This window comes from Sphingomonas jatrophae, from assembly GCF_900113315.1.
GTDB classification, from domain to species: domain Bacteria; phylum Pseudomonadota; class Alphaproteobacteria; order Sphingomonadales; family Sphingomonadaceae; genus Sphingomonas_P; species Sphingomonas_P jatrophae.
On the sequence record NZ_FOZG01000002.1, the window covers coordinates 178566 to 195282 of the forward strand.

Genomic DNA, 16717 nt, shown 5'->3' on the forward strand with positions numbered 1-16717 from the left:
GCGATGCGGAACCCCGTCCACACGCTGCTTCGCGATGAGCGGTTCGCGATCACCGCAACCCTCCTGCTGACGCTGCCCTACTGGTCGAGCGGGCTGGGCAAACTCTTCGATCTTGATGGCGCTTTGGCAGAGGCGGGGCATTTCGGTCTCCAGCCAGCCGCGGCGGTCGTCGGCCTGACGATCCTCGTCCAGATCGGCGGCTCGCTGTTGCTGATTGCCGGACGCTGGGCGTGGCTCGGTGCCGGCGCGCTGGGTGTCTTCACCGCTCTCGCTACGCTGATCGCACACCCGTTCTGGCGCGTGCTCGATCCGATCGCGCGCTTTCACGAGCGCAACACCTTCCTTGAACATGCCGGTCTGGTCGGCGGGCTGATGCTCGCGGCGATCGTGCGGGAGGCAAGACGATGACCGACACCGCCAAGCCGCTTTCCAGCCCCGTGTTCCGCGCGCTGTGGATCGCCACCATCGTGTCGAACATCGGCACCTGGATGCACGATGTCGGGGCGGGCTGGCTGATGACATCGCTCTCGACAAATCCTCTGATGGTCGCGCTGGTGCAGGCGGCGACGACGCTGCCGATGTTCGCGCTGGCGCTGCCCGCCGGGGCGCTGGCCGACATCGTCGATCGCCGCCGGATGCTGATCGGCGCACAGCTGTTCGGACTTGTCGCGACCGCGCTGCTCGCGCTGGCTACATTCGGCGGGATCACCACCGCACCTCTGCTACTGGCGCTCACCGCCGCGATCGCGATCGGTGCGGCGCTTTCGGCGCCGACCTTCCAGGCGATCGTGCCGGAGCTGGTGCCTGCCCCCGCTTTGCAGCAGGCGGTGGCGCTCAACAGCCTGGGGGTGAACATCGCGCGGGCGATCGGCCCGGCACTGGGCGGCGTGATCATCGCGGCCGCGGGAACGGGTGCGGTGTTCGCGCTCAATGCGGTGTCGGTAGTCGGCGTGATCGCCGTGATCGCGCGCTGGCGACGGGATGTGCCGCAACGCCACCTGCCGGCGGAGCACTTCGTCGGTGCGATGCGCGCGGGCGTCCGCTTCGCCCTGCGTGCCCCCGAGCTGAAGGCCGTGCTCGTTCGCTCGATCGGCTTTTTCCTGTTCGCTAGTGCGCTGTGGGCGCTGCTGCCGATCGTCGCACGCCGTGACCTCGGGCTGGGGCCCGCCGGCTATGGCGGGCTGCTGACCTTCATGGGGCTGGGTGCCATTGCGGGGGCGATGCTGATGCCGCGATTGCGCGCTCGCCTCGGGGCCAATCGCACGACGGTGGTGGCCTCGTTGCTGCTGGCGGGCGCGATGGTCGCACTCGCAGCGTCGCATAGCTTTGCCGCGGCGGCGGCATCACTGGCGGCTGGCGGCTTCGCATGGATTGCAATGATGGCATCTCTTAACGGCGGTGCGCAGGCGAGTTCCCCCGCCTGGGTGAAGGCGCGCGCGCTCGCCATCTATCTGCTCGTCTTCCAGGGATCGATGACGGCGGGCTCGACCCTGTGGGGCGGTGTCGCCGGCGCGATCGGCGTACCCGCCACGCTGGTGCTCGCAGCCGCGCTGCTGGCCGCCGCCACGCTGCTGCTCGGATGGGCTCGCCCGCTGGACGGCATGGCCAAACTTGATCTCGCGCCGTCGCTGCACTGGCCGGCGCCTGTATTCGAAACCGAGATCGAGCATGATCGCGGCCCGGTGCTCGTAACCATCGAATATCACGTCGATCCGGCACGCGTGCCCGCCTTCTTCGACGCAATGCAGGGAATGCGCCGCATCCGCCGCCGCGACGGCGCGATCCACTGGGGGCTGTACGAGGATGTCGCCGAGCCCGGCCGCGTCACCGAGACGTTCACCGTCGAAAGCTGGCTTGAGCATCTGCGCCAGCACGATCGCGTCACCAACGCGGATCGGGTGCAGCAGGAGGCGTTGCGCGCCTTCCAGCAGGACGCCGCCCCGCCGCTGGTGCGACACATGGTCGCGCGGTGATCGCCCGGCTGACCGGCGCGCTGCTGCTGGCGCTGCCGCTGCCCGCGGGGGCGCAGGTCGCACAGACCAACCTGCGCTATGACGAGGACTGGTCAGCCGCTCGCGGCCTGCCGAACCGGGACGCCCACTGGTGGGAGCGGCTTAAGGATCGACCGCTCTCCGCCGACCGCAGTGTCTATGTGACGCTCGGCGCCGAAGCGCGGGCTCGGTACGAGGGGTTCGACAACAATAATTGGGGGCAACCGCCTGCACCCGACGATGGCTATCTCTGGCTGCGCTTCATGCCGCTGGCCGACCTGCATGCCGGGCCGGTGCGCGCCTTCGTGCAGGGGATTGCCGGCTATGCACGCGGCGTCCGGCCCGGCGCTGGGCCCGCGGATGCGACAGGCTTGGATGTGCTGCAGGCTTTCGCGGATGTCCGCCTGCCCCTCGGCGACGATGCAGCGCTGACTCTACGCGGTGGGCGCGAGTTGATCGGCCTCGGCTCGGAGCGGCTGGTCGGGCTGCGCTATGGCCCGAACATCCCGCAGCCGTTCGACGGCGTGCGCCTCTCGCTTGAGCAACGCGGTGTGCGCGTGGAGGCGCTGCACACGCGCCCCGTTTCGGTGCGCCCGGGCGACTTCGATGATCGAACCTCCCCGACCAAGCGCCTGAACGGCGTTTACGCGACGGTGCCGCTCGCCGACGGCGCCGCCGCAGATCTCTACTGGCTGGGCTATCGTGACGACCGCGCCCGGTTTGGCGCTGCGCCAGCGCATGAGCGGCGCGATACCTACGGCCTGCGCCTGTTCGGACGGCGCGGTGCCCTTGGCTGGAACTGGGAAGCCATGCTGCAGGGCGGACGCTTCGGCTCGGCGACCATCCGCGCATGGTCCATCGCCAGCGAGACGAGTTACGCCTTCTCCGCGCCGCTCGCCCCGCGCTTCCGGCTTCGCGCCAACATGGCCAGCGGCGACCGCGACCGGAATGACGATCGGCTCGGCACGTTCAACGCGCTTTTTCCAAAGGGCAAATATTTTGGAGAGCTGTCGCCGATCGGCCCGCGCAACATCGTCAATCTGCATCCAAGCGTGGACGTGGACCTCGGCCGCGGCTTCACCGCCGAACTGGCCGGCATCGCCTATTGGCGAGCAAGCCGGAGGGACGGCCTCTACGATGTGCCCGGACAGTTGATCCGGGCTCCGGGAGACAGCAACGCGCGCCACATCGGCAACCAGATCGAGTTGCTGGTCGGCTGGCAGGCGAACACGATCCTGTCCTTCTCCCTCAGCGCCTCGCTGTTCACCGCCGGGCAATTCCTGCGCGAGACCGGCCCCGCCCGTCCCATTCACATGGTCGGGGCGGAGACGATGCTGCGCTTCTGATCATCGGCCGGCATCGCTGCCGGCGCCTTCCTAGAGGATCAGGTCCGACACGCCGACCGTGCTGGAGCCGAACATCAGCACGGCAAAGTCCGGCAGGATGTCGCCATCCACCTCGCCCAGCAGCACGGTGACGGCGCCGTGCCCCGCTGCGGCCTTCTGATCGCCCAGATCGAAGCCGAGCGAGCGTTCCGCCGCACTGACGCTGCCGAACGACACCGTCTTGATCTGGCCGATCTGCGGCAGCAGCTGGAACTTGCCGGCCATGGTGAAGGCCTGGTCGCCGTCGCGGTTCAGGTTCGCATCGATCCCGCTCAGATCGATGCGGTCGCCCTTGGCAAAATCGCCAATCACATCCAGCGTGAACTTGCGCTTGTTCGCCGGCTCGTCGAGTTCCATCAGGAACACATCGTTGCCGGCGCCGCCGAACAACAGGTCGAGCCCGGTGCCGCCGGTCAGCGTGTCCTCGCCTGCGCCGCCGTACAGCCGGTCATTGCCCTCACGTCCGAGGAGCGCATCGTTGCCGGCATTGCCGGTCAGCACATTCTTGGCGCTGTTGCCGAGTAGCGCGTCATTGCCCGCGCCCCCCGTGGCGTTCTCGATGACGACATCGTTGGCGATGGTGTAACCACCGTGGATATCGTCAACGTAGGAAACGACACCACCACCGGTCGGCGTATAGTCGAGCGTCGCGGCGAGCAGGTCGATCCGCGCATCACGGGCGCCGTCATAACGGATCGTATCGGTGCCGCCCGTATCCCAGATCGTCTGATAGAAGGTACCGGCGGCATCGACATCGTCCAGCGTGTAGGTGGTGTTGCCCGTGGCCGCCTCGTGCACGCCATAGCGTTCCTGCAATTGAGCGATGTCGAATGCGCTCAGCGAGCCGGACCAGCCATAGCCGACGGTCGCGCGGGTGAACGGCAAGGCGCCGTCCGGATGCGTCTCCCACCCGTCATTATAGGACATGACGGTGTAGACACCCTGGTTGAGATCGTAGACGCCAAGCGAGTCCGGCCCCGAGACGCCCAGCATCAGGTCCGATCCGCCGCCCGTATCGTGCGGGTGGGCAAGGCCGTGGGCGTGGCCGAATTCGTGCAGGATCACGCCATAGGAATAGCCACCCGGCTGCAGGCTCTCGGGCAAAGTGAAGCCACCGCTCAGCAGGTTAAATGCGCCGATCCCCTGCTGCGTCCCGTAGGCAGGATCCCGCGGGTAGAAGAAGGCGCCATATTGCTCGGACTCGGTGGTCAGCAGGCGGAAGGTCGCCTTGCTCGGGTCCGTGGTGATTTCGTAATTGGCGCCGAGGATCTTCTCATATTCGTTCAGCGCGTTCATCACGCCGTCGATCTGGAACTGCTGCCAACCGAACGTCTCCATCGGCGTCACGCCGTCATCGCCTGTCTCACCGAAATTCTCGCCTGCCGGCGCGAAATAGACATAGGCGGTCGGCACGCCGTTGACGTCGACGAACGGCACGTTGTCCGCGTCGCGCCAATCGATCGAATCCAGCGGATCATAGTCGGCCGGATCGATCTCGCTCACGTCGAGTGTGTAGCCACCCAGCAGCGAGGGATCGTAGGGCGAGACCTGGACGTAGTAGGTCCCCGCCTGCTCCGCAAAGAAGCTGGCACCCGTCTCGTAATCGACCGCGGAGGCGACCAGCGTGCCGCGCGCGTCGAAGATGTCGATCACGCCGATATTGTCGCCCGGGATCGGATCGGCAAGTTCGGCCGATCCGGCGATCCCGCCGGCATAGGTGAAGGTGTAGAGCTGCCCCGCTTTCGCGTCGATCCGGTAGGTATCGACGTCCGCCGCCGAGTCGAGAAAGCCGAAGGTGGTGCCTGCACCGATGAGTTCGGCACCCGCGAAGGTGGCCGGCGCGTCTTTCGCAGGATCGGCCGACCAGACGTCGATCGTATAGTTGCCCGTGTCGATCGAGGGATCGCCCGTGTCCAGCGTGTAGAAGGACGTTGCATAGAGATAGTGGGTGCCGGTGGTCGCCGCGGTGAACGTGATCAGCGAGCTGCGCCCCGCGCCGCCGTCATCATCCTCCGCCAGCACCGTGCTCAGCGTCGTGTCGAACAGCGCGAGATAGGGGTCCTCGATCCCGCCGGTCGGCGTGCCACGATAGGCGAAGCTGTACGTCTGCCCCGCGACCAGCTCGACCGCGATCAGGTCATATCCCTCCGTGCCGGACAGGCTGCCCGGGACGACGGCGTCCGCATCGGCGGCGATGACGTTGCGCGGCGCCGCGGATTTGGGCGGTGCCGTCAGGTTGAAACCCTCGACCGGGCGCCCCTTCTGCGCGCCTTCATCGAGGATGGAGCCGTATGAATCGAAGCGCACGAGCGGCGATGCCATGAGGATCCTCCAATCCTTATCTATTGAGGTCAGAAGATCATAGGGCTCCGGCATTGGCTAGACAGCCGGACGCGAATTCGGCATCATTCACCGCATGATAGCCGGCCTGCTCACTATTGCGGCGGCTGCCGCACTGTCGCCGTTTCGACCGCTTCCGGCGGAGCCGTACGTGCCGCGCACGCAGCCCGGTCGGTCGGACAAGGCGGAGGTGCAAGCCCCCATGAACGATGCGCCCCTGCCCTACGCTTTCGGCCAGCGCTTCGCGACGCTCGACGCCTATCTTGCCCATCTGAAGCAGCGCGCCGGGCCGATCGATCTGCCCTGGTGGCGCCAGATCGGACCGGACCTGTTCGAACAGGTTCGCGGTCGCGGCGCCCCAGCCGCGCAAGCCGAGCGGGCGACCCGGGCGGAGCTGATGCATCGCTTCGGCTTCGAGCGTTGAGCCGCTTGTTCGATGTGCTTCGAGAGCGCACGCCGTCATCTGTAAGCCATTTGGCGACCAGGGTGCCGCATGTGCCCTGCAGCAATTTGGCTTTGCACCAGGTCTTCACCGCAGAATCTTGGAGAAGACAGCTTTGACGGTCTCCGACCGCCAAGTTACACAAATTCGATGAAGCGAGTTGAACGGGCGCACAATGTCGCCGACCTGCGCCTGCTGGCGCGTAGCCGGCTGCCGCGGCCCATCTTCGACTATATCGATGGCGGCGCTGATGATGAAGTGTCATTGCGTCGCAACGTGACTGCGTTCAAGGACTATGAGCTCGTTCCTGACGTCCTGAACGATGTTTCCGACGTGCGCACCGAAACGACGATCTTCGGGCAGCCGTCGCGTTGGCCATTAATGCTGTCGCCGACCGGGCTCACCCGCATGTTCCACGGGCATGCCGAGCTCGCCGTTGCCCGCGCGGCAGCACGACATGGCCTGCTCTACAGCCTGTCGACCATGGGCACGACACGGCTGGAAGATCTCGCGCAGGCGTTCGCCAGACCGAAAGTTTTCCAGATCTACATCTTCAAGGATCGCGGTCTGACCGCCGAGTTCGTAGCGCGCTGTCGAGAGGCCGGCTTCCACGGCCTTGCCCTGACCGTCGACACCCCCGTCGCCGGCAACCGGGAACGTGATCGGGTCAGCGGCCTTTCGCTGCCGCCGAAGCTGACGCTTCGATCGATGTTCAGCTTCGCGCTCCATCCCTCCTGGTCGATTCCGGCACTGACCGGATCCAAGTTCGATCTTGCCAATGTCAGCCACAAGGTCGATGCGCTGGCGGCGGGGCCGATGAGCCTGTTCGATTATATCGGAGGCCAGTTCGACCGGTCGGTCAGCTGGCGCGATGTGGAATGGCTCGCACGCGAATGGAACGGGCCACTCGCGATAAAAGGCGTGATGACGCCGGAGGACGCTCACCGTTCGATCGCATCCGGGGCGACCGGTGTCATGATCTCAAATCATGGCGGACGTCAGCTGGACGGCGCGCCCGCGCCGATAGATCAGATCGCAGCCGTGCGCGACACCGTGGGCGACGCTCCCGACGTGATCTGCGATGGCGGGATCAGGCGGGGTTCGGACGTGGTCAAGGCGCTTGCACTCGGGGCGACGGCCTGCTCGATCGGCCGCCCCTATCTTTACGGCTTGGCAGCGGCCGGCGAAACGGGCGTCGATCACCTGCTGACGCTAATGAGGCAGGAGTTCGAGCGCACCCTGATGCTTGCAGGCATCAACGATATCGCGGCTCTATCCCGTCGCCATGTCCGCCATCGGCCGCGTGGGAGCGCTCTGCATCGATGATCAGGCACGGTGATCCCTGCCTGCGTCCCTTCGCAGGCAGCCCCGCATCATCGCGTCTCTGAAAAAGGCCGATCACGCTCTGCCGTCGCCCACGTGCGATTGGGCTGCGCGGTCATGCGGAACTCGAGCGTGCCGCCGGCCATGATCTCTTTGTGGCGGATATAACCGCGCGTCAGCGGTTGTCCGTTCAGGCGCACAGATCCGACATAGCGGTTGGTGTCGCTCATCCCGGACGCGGTGATGATGAAGCGCTTTCCGTTCGGCAGATTCAGCGCGGCCCGGTTCACGAACGGCCGACCGATGACATATTCGTTCGTTCCAGGCGCGACGGGGTAGAAGCCCAGCGCGGTGAAGCTCAGCCAAGCGGACATCTGACCCAGATCGTCATTGCCGGAGAGGCCGTCGGGCACCGCCTTGTACTGGCTGTCGACGATCTGCTTCAGCCGCTCCTGCGTCCGCCATGGCTGGCCGGCATAGCTGTAGAGATAGGCGACATGGTGGCTCGGCTCATTGCCGTGAATGTACTGCCCGATCAGCCCTGCAATGTCCTCCGCGTGACTGTAGTCGATCTTTGAATTATCGTAATCGAACATCCGGTCCAGCTTGGCCACGGCCGCGGCATCGCCACCCATGATCCGGAACAGACCGGCCTGATCATGCGGCACGAACCAGCTATATTGCCAGGCATTGCCTTCCGTATAGTCAGAGCCATAGTTGATCGCGGTCGGATCAAACGGTGTGCGCCAGCTGCCGTCGACCTTGCGCGCCCGCAGGAAGCCGGTGCCCGCGTCGAAGCTGTTGCGCCAGTTGCCCGCTCGCTTCGCGAACGTCGCAGCCACATCCCGCCGCCCCAACGCCGATGCCATGCGGGCGATCGTCCAGTCGTCATAGGCATATTCGACGGTCTTCGATGCGGCCTCGGGCTCGCGATCGATCGGAACGTAGCCGAGACGCATATAGTCGCCGAGACCGCCGTAAGGCGCATAGCTGGCGCTCGCGATCATAGCGTCGAGCGCTGCATCCGCGTCGAACCCCTTGATGCCTTTCAGATAAGCGTCGGCGATGACCGGAACCGCGTGATAGCCGATCATCGTCCACGTCTCGCGGCCATGGAATTGCCACACCGGCAAGATGCCGTCGGGGCTTTCGGCGCGGCTCGCCAACAAAGAGCGGACGATCTCCGCATTGACCGCTTCGGGCTGGATCAGCGTCAGCAGCGGATGCTGCGCGCGGAATGTGTCCCACAGGGAAAAGGTGGAGCGGAAGGTGAAGCCGTCTGCGTGATGCACCTGATCGTCCGGACCGCGATAGCGGCCATCGCTGTCGCTCCAGACGCTTGGCGCGAGCAGCGAGTGATAGAGGGCGGTCGCGACCATCCGGCGCATCGGCAGCGCGGCCTCGATCTCGACTGCGCCCAGCGCCTTGTCCCACGCCTCGCCGGTCCGTTGGCGGATCGCACCGAAGTCTCCCGGCTCGCTCGCGAGGTTGGCAATCGCGCCCTCCTCGTCCACGCCCGAGATCGCGACCTTCACCTCCAGCGGCCGGTCGATCCTGCCGAAGTCCAGCCGCGCGACCAGCGCCCGCCCTAGAAGCTGCGCGACCGCGTCGCTCCCGCGCCCGGGCGCCTGAAATCCCTTGTACGGGACCTCGCCTTCGCGGTTCAGCAGCGCGTGGCCGACGAGGGGCGCGGAGAAGCGCATGGCGAAGTAGAATTTGCGCCCCGGCGCCCAGCCGCGTGTCTCGCGGAACCCGGTCAGGATCCCGCCGGGGCGGAGCCGGAGCCCGGACCAGAGGATCTTGCCCGGATAATTGTAGAGCGACGATCGCAGATCGACGACGAGGTGCGCCGCCTTGCCGGCCGGAAAGGCGTAGCGATGTACGCCCACGCGCGTGCCGGCGGTGAGCTCTGCCCGCACGCCCGGCCCGTCAAGGGTCACCGCATAGTAGCCGGGACGCGCCTGCTCCGTCGCGTGGCGGAAAGCAGAGCGATAGCCGGGCTTGTCGGGGGTGCCGGGGTTCAACGGCACCTCGTCGCCGGCCACTGGCATGATGAGGAGGTCGCCAAGATCCGAGTGGCCCGCACCCGAGAAGTGCGTGTGACTGAACCCCTCGATCGTCCGGTCCTCGTGCCGATACCCTGCGGCATGGCTGTAGCAGTCGCGAAGCACGCAGCGCGTGTCGGTGTCGGGCGACAGCTGCACCATTCCGAACGGGGCCACAGCGCCGGGGAAGGTATGCCCCTCCCCGCCCGTGCCGATGAACGGATCGACGTCCGCCGCCGTGCCGGACTGCGCGGGAGTGGCCGCGGCCAGAACCAGGAGGGCCAAGATCATCTCGCGCAGCATGTTCGCATCCCTCTCCGGCTGACCGGGCCATCTGCACCCATGCGCCCGGCCACGCCAAGCCCACCTCCGAGAGCATTGCGCCATAAGCCGCTCAAGCGCGTTCTACCGCTGCCTGCCCATCGACAGAAAGTTCTCCGCTCATGCGCTACAACAAGCTCGGCCGCACTGGCCTGTTCGTCTCCGAACTCTGCCTGGGGACGATGACGTTCGGCGGCAGCGATGAAGACATGTGGAGCAAGATCGGACAGCTCGGCCAAGATGAGGCGGACAAGCTGCTCGGCCTTGCCATGGAGAAGGGAGTCAATTTCATCGACACGGCCGATGTCTATGCCGAGGGCCGATCGGAGGAGATTACCGGTCAGGCTATCCGCAACCTGGGCGTCAAGCGCGACGAAATCGTGGTGGCGACCAAGGGCTTTGGCGCAACCGGCGCGGGTCCGAACGGGCGCGGCGCCTCGCGCTACCATTTGCTGGATGCCTGCAAGGCGAGCCTGAAGCGGCTGCAGCTCGACCACGTCGATCTCTACCAGATTCACGGTTTCGATCCGGCGACGCCGATCGAGGAGACGTTGCGCGCGCTCGATACGCTCGTCCAGCACGGCCACGTCCGCTACGTCGGTGTATCCAACTGGGCGGCGTGGCAGATCGCCAAGGCGCTCGGCATCGCCGAGCGTCTCGGGCTGCACCGCTTCGCCTCGCTGCAAGCCTATTACACGTTGGTGGGACGCGAACTGGAGCGCGAGATCGCGCCCATGCTCCTGTCGGAAGATGTCGGTTTGATGGTGTGGAGCCCGTTGGCAGGCGGGTTCCTGTCCGGGAAATATAGTGACGGCGGGGCAGCGGATGGTCGCCGCGCGGGGTTCGACTTTCCGCCGGTCGATCAGGAGCGTGGCGACCGCGTAATTGCAGCGATGCGCCCAATCGCCGAGGCGCACGGCGTTTCGGTCGCACGCATTGCGCTCGCTTGGCTGCTGCACCAGCGGGCGGTGACAAGCGTGATCGTGGGCGCGAAGCGGCCGGACCAGCTGGCCGACAATCTGGCCGCGACCGAGATCGACCTGACCGGGGAAGAGCTCGCCTCGCTCGACACAGCGAGCAAATTGGCGAGCGAGTATCCTGGCTGGATGCAGGAGCGGCAGGGTCAGCAGCAGCGCGACCTTCTCGCCGCACGCCGCTGACCTGCGGCGTTCGCCCGAACATCGGCCTGTCTGCCTCCTGATACCTGGGCGATGACGCCGGCCTTGCTCCACAAGTGAGAGGTGCGGCGGGCGAACCTGACGCCACCCGTTGGCCATCGCGTCAACCGGGGTGGCCAATGTTGCGCCATCTCCTATGGTCCGTGCGGGGAGGAGCCACGACCATGGGGGACGATCAGCTCGAGGCTGTCGCGCAGAGCCCGAGATATCGGCGCCTGGTGAAGCGACGCGGGCGATTGGCAGCGGTGCTGACGACGATCATGCTGGTGGTCTATCTCGGCTACATCCTGCTGGTCGCCTTCGCGAAGGATTGGCTCGGCCGCTCGCTTGACGGCGGAGCGACCTCGGTCGGCATCGTGGTGGGCTTCGGCGTCATCCTGCTCGCGATTGCGCTCACCGGCTTCTACGTGTGGCGGGCGAACCGCGAGTTCGATGGGGAGATCGCCGCGATCGTGGCGGAGGCGAGCGCATGACGGCGGGGACCGGATGGCCCGCGCTGGCGATGTTCGCAGCGTTCGTGCTGCTGACGCTCGGCATCACGCGCTGGGCCGCGCGGCGCACGCGCACCGCAGACGACTTCTACGCTGCCGGGGGAGGCATATCCGGGTTCCAGAACGGCCTGGCGATCGCGGGAGACTTCATGTCCGCCGCATCCTTTCTCGGCATCTCAGCGCAGATCTTCGCCGACGGTTACGACGGGCTGATCTACTCGATCGGGTTCTTCGTCGGCTGGCCGATCCTGCTGTTCCTGATGGCGGAACGGCTGCGCAATCTCGGCCGCTACACCTTTGCCGATGTCGCCTCCTTCCGCTTCGCACCCACACCGGTCCGCACGCTGGCTGCGGTGTCGACGTTGATGGTGGTCCTGTTCTACCTGATCGCGCAGATGGTCGGCGCCGGCCAGTTGATCCGGCTGCTGTTCGGCCTGCCCTACCCCTATGCCGTCGCGATCGTCGGCGTGATGATGACGTTCTACGTCCTGTTCGGCGGCATGCTCGCCACCACATGGGTGCAGATCGTCAAGGCGGTGCTGCTGCTGGGTGCGGCCAGCTTCATGGCCGGCGCGGTGCTGTGGCGCTTGGGCTTCTCCCCGGAGGCGCTGTTCGCCAGCGCGGTTGACGTGAAGAGCGCTGCCGCAACTAAGGCCGGCGCGCCCCCTGCTGCCGCCGCCTCGGCAGGACGCGCGATCATGGCACCCGGTGGGTTCATCAAGGATCCCGTCTCCGCGATCTCGCTCGGGCTCGCGCTGATGTTCGGTACGGCGGGGCTGCCGCACATCCTGATGCGCTTCTTCACCGTGCCCGATGCGAAGGCTGCGCGAACATCCGTGCTCTGGGCGACAGGATGGATCGGCTATTTCTACTTGCTGACCTTCGTCATCGGCTTCGGCGCAATCGTGCTGGTGGGCACCGAGCCAGCCTATCTCGACCCTGCCGGGGCGCTGCGCGGCGGCGGCAACATGGCGGCGGTGCACCTGGCGCATGCGATCGGGGGAGACCTGTTCCTGGGCTTCGTGTCGGCTGTCGCCTTCGCCACCATCCTGGCGGTCGTCGCCGGCCTGACCTTGTCGGGCGCATCGGCGGTGAGCCACGATCTCTATGCGAGCGTCTGGCGCCGCGGACGCGCCGACGAGAGCGCGGAGCTGTTCGTTTCGCGCGTCACCGTGGTCGTGCTGGCGGGTATCGCGATCGGCCTCGGCATCCTGTTCGAGCGGCAGAATGTGGCCTTCATGGTCAGCCTGGCCTTCGCGCTTGCAGCCTCGGCCAATTTCCCGGTGCTTCTCCTCTCACTGCTTTGGCCGGGCTGCACGACCCGCGGCGTGGTTGCCGGTGGCGCCGTCGGCCTCACCCTCGCGCTCGTCCTGACATTTCTGTCGCCAGCCATCTGGGTCACCGTCCTCGGCCACGCGGAGGCGGTGTTCCCCTTTAGCTCGCCAGCCTTGTTCTCGATGCCCGCGGCGCTCCTGGTGATCTGGATCGTGTCCCGCCTCGATCGAAGCGGGAGGGCGATCGTGGACCGGCAACGTTACGCCGCGCAGCGGGTGCGGGCGGAAACGGGCATTGGTGCGGTAGGCGCCAGCCGGCACTGACGCGTCTCGACACGGGCGATCGCCGGCATGATGGAGCGTGGCGGCATTCCCATCCTTGCGTTCGAGCGAGATCGCGTTCGTCGTGAACGGGCCGCCGCTGAGCACCCCGTGATGCAGCCTGCGGAAGCACGATGATTGCTGGTTTCCGCCCCTTGGGCCCGTGAAGGAAGGTCGCGCATTTCACCTCCCGCAAGAACCGGGAGAACATACGTGAAGGCAGCCCTGCTCGCATCGACGCTGCTTCTATCAGCCACTGGCGTCGCTGCGCAGAGCAGTCCCGAGGACAATGACAAGCGCAAGGTCGAGGCTTACTTCAATGAGCTGACGCCGCTCAAGCCGGGGCCGAGCTTCGCCGCTTCGCTGAAGCTGTCACGCGGTTACCGTGCGGCCGTGTGGGCGGGCGATCTTGGCAATACGCGCGTCATGGCGGTTGCGCCCGACGGCGCCGTCTATGTCAGCCGGCGCTCGGAGGCGGACATCATCCGTCTGGTCGACGCCAATCGCGACGGGCGCGCGGATGGACCGCCGACCGTGATCGTCAACCGGCCGGGCCTGCATGGTCTGACGATCCACGAGGGCATGCTCTATTTCATGACCGCGCGGGAGGTGTTTCGCGCACCGCTTCGCCCCGATGGCGGCATCGGTGCGGTCGAGACGCTTATGGATGACCTGCCGGATGCTGGCCAGCACCTCAACCGTACGCTCGCGGTCGGGCCGGACAAGATGCTCTACATCAGCGCAGGCTCGACCTGTAACGCCTGCGACGAATCGAGCCAGGAGAATGCGACGCTGATCCGGGCCAGCCTGGACGGCAAGAGCCGGCGCATCTGGGCCTCCGGTCTGCGCAACACGATCGGCTTCGGCTGGCACCCACGCACGGGAGAACTGTGGGGCTGGGATCAGGGCATCGACTGGCTCGGCAACGACCTGCAGCGCGAGGAAGTCAACAAGATCGAGCGCGGCAAGCGTTATGGCTGGCCATACGTGTTCGAGGACGGGAAGCTCAATCCGCAGGATGAACCGCCCGGCGGCATCACCGGCGCGCAATGGGCAGCCGCATCTACGAACCCGGTGCTGATGCATGTCGCGCATTCCGCCGGCATGCAGATGGCGTTCCATCCGGGCGGTGGCTTCGGCCCCGATGCGGGTGGTGACGCCTTCATCGCACTGCGCGGCAGCTGGAACCGCAAGCCCGCATCCGGTTACGAGCTCGCGCGGATTCGCTTCGACGCGAGCGGGCAGCCGACCCGCATCGAGCCGTTCGTCAGCGGCTTCATGAACCGGGACGGCAGCGGCCACTATGGCCGCCCCTGCGGCGTCGCGGTGATGCGCGACGGGTCGATCCTGCTGTCGGACGACGCCAACGGCATCATCTACCGTATCACCTATGACGGCGCGGCCGGTCAGGCTGAGCCACTGGCGCCACCCGCCGGCCCGATGCTTGAGCAGGCGGCACGCGGCAACAACGTGCCGCTGGCGCTCACCAGGCCGGAGGCACTCGCCACCGGCGCTACGCGGCTGACGGTGACTGCTGACGGCTTCAGGGCCGGTGGCACGATCCCACGCGAGCAGAGCGAGTATGGCCTCGGCATCTCGCCCGGCCTGAGCTGGTCGGCGGTGCCGGGCGCGGCATCCTACGCGATCGTCGTCGAGGATCCTGACGGCGCCGCCAAGCCGGTCATCCACTGGGTCGCCTGGAACATCCCCGCCGGCACAACGCGCCTGCCCGCGGGCCTGCAGGAGCGCGACCGGCTGAGTGGCACCCAACTGGACGGCATCATGCAGGGTGTGACCGGACGCGGCTCGGTCGGTTGGTACGGTCCGCGGCCGCCGAAGGGCGATCGGCCGCACCGCTATCATTTCCAGGTGCTGGCGCTCGATCGCATGCTGACCCTGCCGCTCGGCGCGACGCGCGACCAGTTGCTGGCGGCCACGTCCGGCCATGTGCTCGCGACCGGGGAGATCGTCGGCACGTATGCCGAGCCGCGGTGAGACGAACCTGCTCAGGAGATACAAGGATGGTTGAGGCACGATGGAACGGCCAGCTGGTCGCGCGCAGTGACGATACCGTCCTCGTCGAGGGCAACCACTACTTCCCAGCTGATGCCGTGGACGCCGCACTCCTTCGGCCGAGCGACACGACCACAATCTGCCCGTGGAAGGGTGTCGCTCTTTATCACAGCCTGCATGTCGACGGCGCCGACAACATCGACTCTGCGTGGTATTATCCGGAGCCCAAGCCGGAAGCGGAGACCATCCGCGGCCGCATCGCTTTCTGGAAAGGCGTGACGGTAAGCTGAGCCACACACCGGCCCGACCGGCCTGCACGCGGCGATGCGGGAGAGGGTTGATCCGCGGTCGAGCAGATGTCACGCGGAGCCATGCAGCCACAAGTCCGCGCCATCATCGCCGCTTCCGCCCACGCGTTCGTCACGGGCAAGAAGGTCGCCGGCCTGTACGATCACACGGCAGGTCGGCACCTTCGGATCGCGGCCGAGGCCCGCGGTGAGCATCTGCAGGGCTATGACGGCGATCATGACGTGAGATTCGGCGGCACGCTTCCCGAGCTCCGTGCCGCCGACGCGTCCGTCCACATGCAGATCGAAGGCGCAACGGCGAACGGCTTCGACAGGGGCTCGGCCGGGCACTTCACCGCCAACGTGACCGAGCGGCTGGTGCAGCTGTACGATCACGCGCACGGGGCATGGTTCGCCTTCGAAGTGCAGATCGCTTGAGTTTAACTCGCGTGCTCCAGAGGATGTCTGGCGCGTCGTTGTTGTCCCGAGCGTCGGAGCTCGTCAAACCTGCCGCATACCGCCGTCAACACAGAGCTCGGCACCCGTGACGAAGCTGGCGGCGTCGCTGAGCAGGAACAGGGCAGCGGCTGCGACCTCGTCAGCTCGCGCCATGCGGCCGAGCGGAATGGGCGCGATCAGCGTCTGCCGCATCTCGTCCGAGACGGCAGCCATCATGTCCGTGTCCGTCGGGCCCGGCGCGACGACGTTGACGCGGATATTGCGGGGCGCGAGTTCCGCCGCCCAGCTGCGCGCATAGGAGCGCAGCGCCGCCTTAGTTGCGGCGTAGGTGCTGAAGGGCGTCACTCCCATGACGTCGGCGATCGACCCGACCAGCACCACCGACGCGCCATCGCTCAGCACGGGCAAGGCCGCCTGGATCCCGAACAGCGCACTGCGCACGTTGACGGCGAAATGCCGGTCGAAATGCTCGGCGGACTCCTCGGCGATTGTCGCCGGCTCCGACAATCCGGCGTTCAGCACGAGCGCATCGACACGGCCGTGCAGGCGCCTCGCCTCGGCGACGACACGCTCCAGATCGGCCTGCAAGGCCGCATCGGCTTCGATGCCCTGCGCCAGGGGACCGATGCCTTCAGCCGCAGCGGCAACCTCCTGCGCCCTCCGCCCGGTCAGGAGCACGGTCGCCCCATCCTCGGCGAGCGCACGGGCCGTCGCGAGACCGATACCCTTCGCGCCGCCGACCACCAGTGCGACCTTGCCTGCCATCCGAGCCATTATCCGTCCTCTCGTTCAAGATGGCGCTTCAGATATATGAAGCATATCTGCTATCAAGAACGCACCTGGAAGT

Annotated in this window: 14 protein-coding genes; 11 read left to right on the forward strand and 3 right to left on the reverse strand. The window is 66.5% G+C overall.

Annotation, left to right across the window (positions count from 1 at the left end):
* The first annotated feature begins 3 nt into the window (after nt 1-3).
* Genes BM360_RS10040 through BM360_RS10050 form a run of 3 tightly spaced genes read left to right on the forward strand, consistent with a single transcriptional unit; the run spans nt 4 to nt 3337 of the window.
* Entirely contained in the window at nt 4-408 is a 405-nt protein-coding gene (locus tag BM360_RS10040; protein ID WP_093314259.1) for a DoxX family protein, read from the forward strand.
* Entirely contained in the window at nt 405-1973 is a 1569-nt protein-coding gene (locus tag BM360_RS10045; protein WP_093314261.1) for an MFS transporter, read from the forward strand. Before BM360_RS10040 ends, BM360_RS10045 begins: the two co-directional genes overlap by 4 nt.
* On the forward strand, nt 1970-3337 hold the full coding sequence (locus BM360_RS10050) for an alginate export family protein (RefSeq protein ID WP_242653433.1): 1368 nt from the start codon (nt 1970-1972) through the stop codon (nt 3335-3337). The genes BM360_RS10045 and BM360_RS10050 overlap by 4 nt, the downstream gene beginning before the upstream one ends.
* A 30-nt stretch (nt 3338-3367) precedes the next feature.
* On the opposite strand, the gene BM360_RS20030 is transcribed toward BM360_RS10050, so the two are convergent.
* Nucleotides 3368-5698, reverse strand: a complete 2331-nt coding sequence (locus tag BM360_RS20030; RefSeq protein ID WP_165611274.1) for a M10 family metallopeptidase C-terminal domain-containing protein — start codon at nt 5696-5698, stop codon at nt 3368-3370.
* A 220-nt stretch (nt 5699-5918) separates the two neighbouring features.
* Between BM360_RS20030 and BM360_RS19335 the strand changes: the two genes are divergently transcribed.
* Nucleotides 5919-6140 (forward strand): hypothetical protein, encoded by a 222-nt coding sequence (locus BM360_RS19335; protein ID WP_131819235.1) that lies wholly within the window; start codon nt 5919-5921, stop codon nt 6138-6140.
* Between the two features lie 168 nt (nt 6141-6308).
* A complete protein-coding gene (locus tag BM360_RS10065; RefSeq protein WP_093314267.1) occupies nt 6309-7484 on the forward strand; it encodes an alpha-hydroxy acid oxidase in 1176 nt (391 codons plus the stop codon).
* A 47-nt stretch (nt 7485-7531) separates the two neighbouring features.
* Here BM360_RS10065 and BM360_RS10070 read toward each other — a convergent pair whose 3' ends face one another.
* Nucleotides 7532-9817, reverse strand: a complete 2286-nt coding sequence (locus tag BM360_RS10070; RefSeq protein WP_242653434.1) for a GH92 family glycosyl hydrolase — start codon at nt 9815-9817, stop codon at nt 7532-7534.
* Between the two features lie 152 nt (nt 9818-9969).
* Between BM360_RS10070 and BM360_RS10075 the strand changes: the two genes are divergently transcribed.
* The 6 genes from BM360_RS10075 to BM360_RS10100 all read left to right on the forward strand — a co-directional run bounded on the left by BM360_RS10075 (nt 9970) and on the right by BM360_RS10100 (nt 15849).
* Nucleotides 9970-11007, forward strand: a complete 1038-nt coding sequence (locus BM360_RS10075) for an aldo/keto reductase (RefSeq protein WP_093314271.1) — start codon at nt 9970-9972, stop codon at nt 11005-11007.
* A 182-nt stretch (nt 11008-11189) separates the two neighbouring features.
* Nucleotides 11190-11498 (forward strand): DUF485 domain-containing protein, encoded by a 309-nt coding sequence (locus BM360_RS10080; RefSeq protein ID WP_093314273.1) that lies wholly within the window; start codon nt 11190-11192, stop codon nt 11496-11498.
* Nucleotides 11495-13114, forward strand: a complete 1620-nt coding sequence (locus BM360_RS10085; protein ID WP_093314275.1) for a cation acetate symporter — start codon at nt 11495-11497, stop codon at nt 13112-13114. Before BM360_RS10080 ends, BM360_RS10085 begins: the two co-directional genes overlap by 4 nt.
* A gap of 210 nt (nt 13115-13324) precedes the next feature.
* Nucleotides 13325-15106: a YbhB/YbcL family Raf kinase inhibitor-like protein gene (locus BM360_RS10090; protein ID WP_093314277.1), complete on the forward strand. Its 1782-nt coding sequence runs from the start codon at nt 13325-13327 to the stop codon at nt 15104-15106.
* Nucleotides 15107-15132: 26 nt separating this feature from the next.
* Complete coding sequence (locus BM360_RS10095; protein ID WP_093314279.1) at nt 15133-15414, forward strand: DUF427 domain-containing protein; 282 nt, start codon at nt 15133-15135, stop codon at nt 15412-15414.
* 81 nt (nt 15415-15495) lie between these two features.
* The gene (locus BM360_RS10100) at nt 15496-15849 is read left to right on the forward strand and encodes a hypothetical protein (RefSeq protein ID WP_093314281.1); all 354 of its coding nucleotides are present in this window, start codon (nt 15496-15498) and stop codon (nt 15847-15849) included.
* 63 nt (nt 15850-15912) lie between these two features.
* Here the strand turns inward: BM360_RS10100 and BM360_RS10105 are convergent, their stop codons facing one another.
* On the reverse strand, nt 15913-16644 hold the full coding sequence (locus tag BM360_RS10105; RefSeq protein WP_093314283.1) for an SDR family NAD(P)-dependent oxidoreductase: 732 nt from the start codon (nt 16642-16644) through the stop codon (nt 15913-15915).
* Nucleotides 16645-16717: the final 73 nt, after the last annotated feature.

Bases quoted from the DNA above. Each gene is read 5' to 3' on its own strand.
- BM360_RS10040 (WP_093314259.1), top strand. From the start codon at position 4: ATGCGGAACCCCGTCCACACGCTGCTTCGCGATGAGCGGTTCGCGATC.
- BM360_RS10045 (WP_093314261.1), top strand. From the start codon at position 405: ATGACCGACACCGCCAAGCCGCTTTCCAGCCCCGTGTTCCGCGCGCTG.
- BM360_RS20030 (WP_165611274.1), bottom strand. From the start codon at position 5,698: ATGGCATCGCCGCTCGTGCGCTTCGATTCATACGGCTCCATCCTCGAT.
- BM360_RS19335 (WP_131819235.1), top strand. From the start codon at position 5,919: ATGAACGATGCGCCCCTGCCCTACGCTTTCGGCCAGCGCTTCGCGACG.
- BM360_RS10065 (WP_093314267.1), top strand. From the start codon at position 6,309: ATGAAGCGAGTTGAACGGGCGCACAATGTCGCCGACCTGCGCCTGCTG.
- BM360_RS10070 (WP_242653434.1), bottom strand. From the start codon at position 9,817: ATGATCTTGGCCCTCCTGGTTCTGGCCGCGGCCACTCCCGCGCAGTCC.
- BM360_RS10075 (WP_093314271.1), top strand. From the start codon at position 9,970: ATGCGCTACAACAAGCTCGGCCGCACTGGCCTGTTCGTCTCCGAACTC.
- BM360_RS10080 (WP_093314273.1), top strand. From the start codon at position 11,190: ATGGGGGACGATCAGCTCGAGGCTGTCGCGCAGAGCCCGAGATATCGG.
- BM360_RS10085 (WP_093314275.1), top strand. From the start codon at position 11,495: ATGACGGCGGGGACCGGATGGCCCGCGCTGGCGATGTTCGCAGCGTTC.
- BM360_RS10095 (WP_093314279.1), top strand. From the start codon at position 15,133: ATGGTTGAGGCACGATGGAACGGCCAGCTGGTCGCGCGCAGTGACGAT.
- BM360_RS10100 (WP_093314281.1), top strand. From the start codon at position 15,496: ATGCAGCCACAAGTCCGCGCCATCATCGCCGCTTCCGCCCACGCGTTC.
- BM360_RS10105 (WP_093314283.1), bottom strand. From the start codon at position 16,644: ATGGCTCGGATGGCAGGCAAGGTCGCACTGGTGGTCGGCGGCGCGAAG.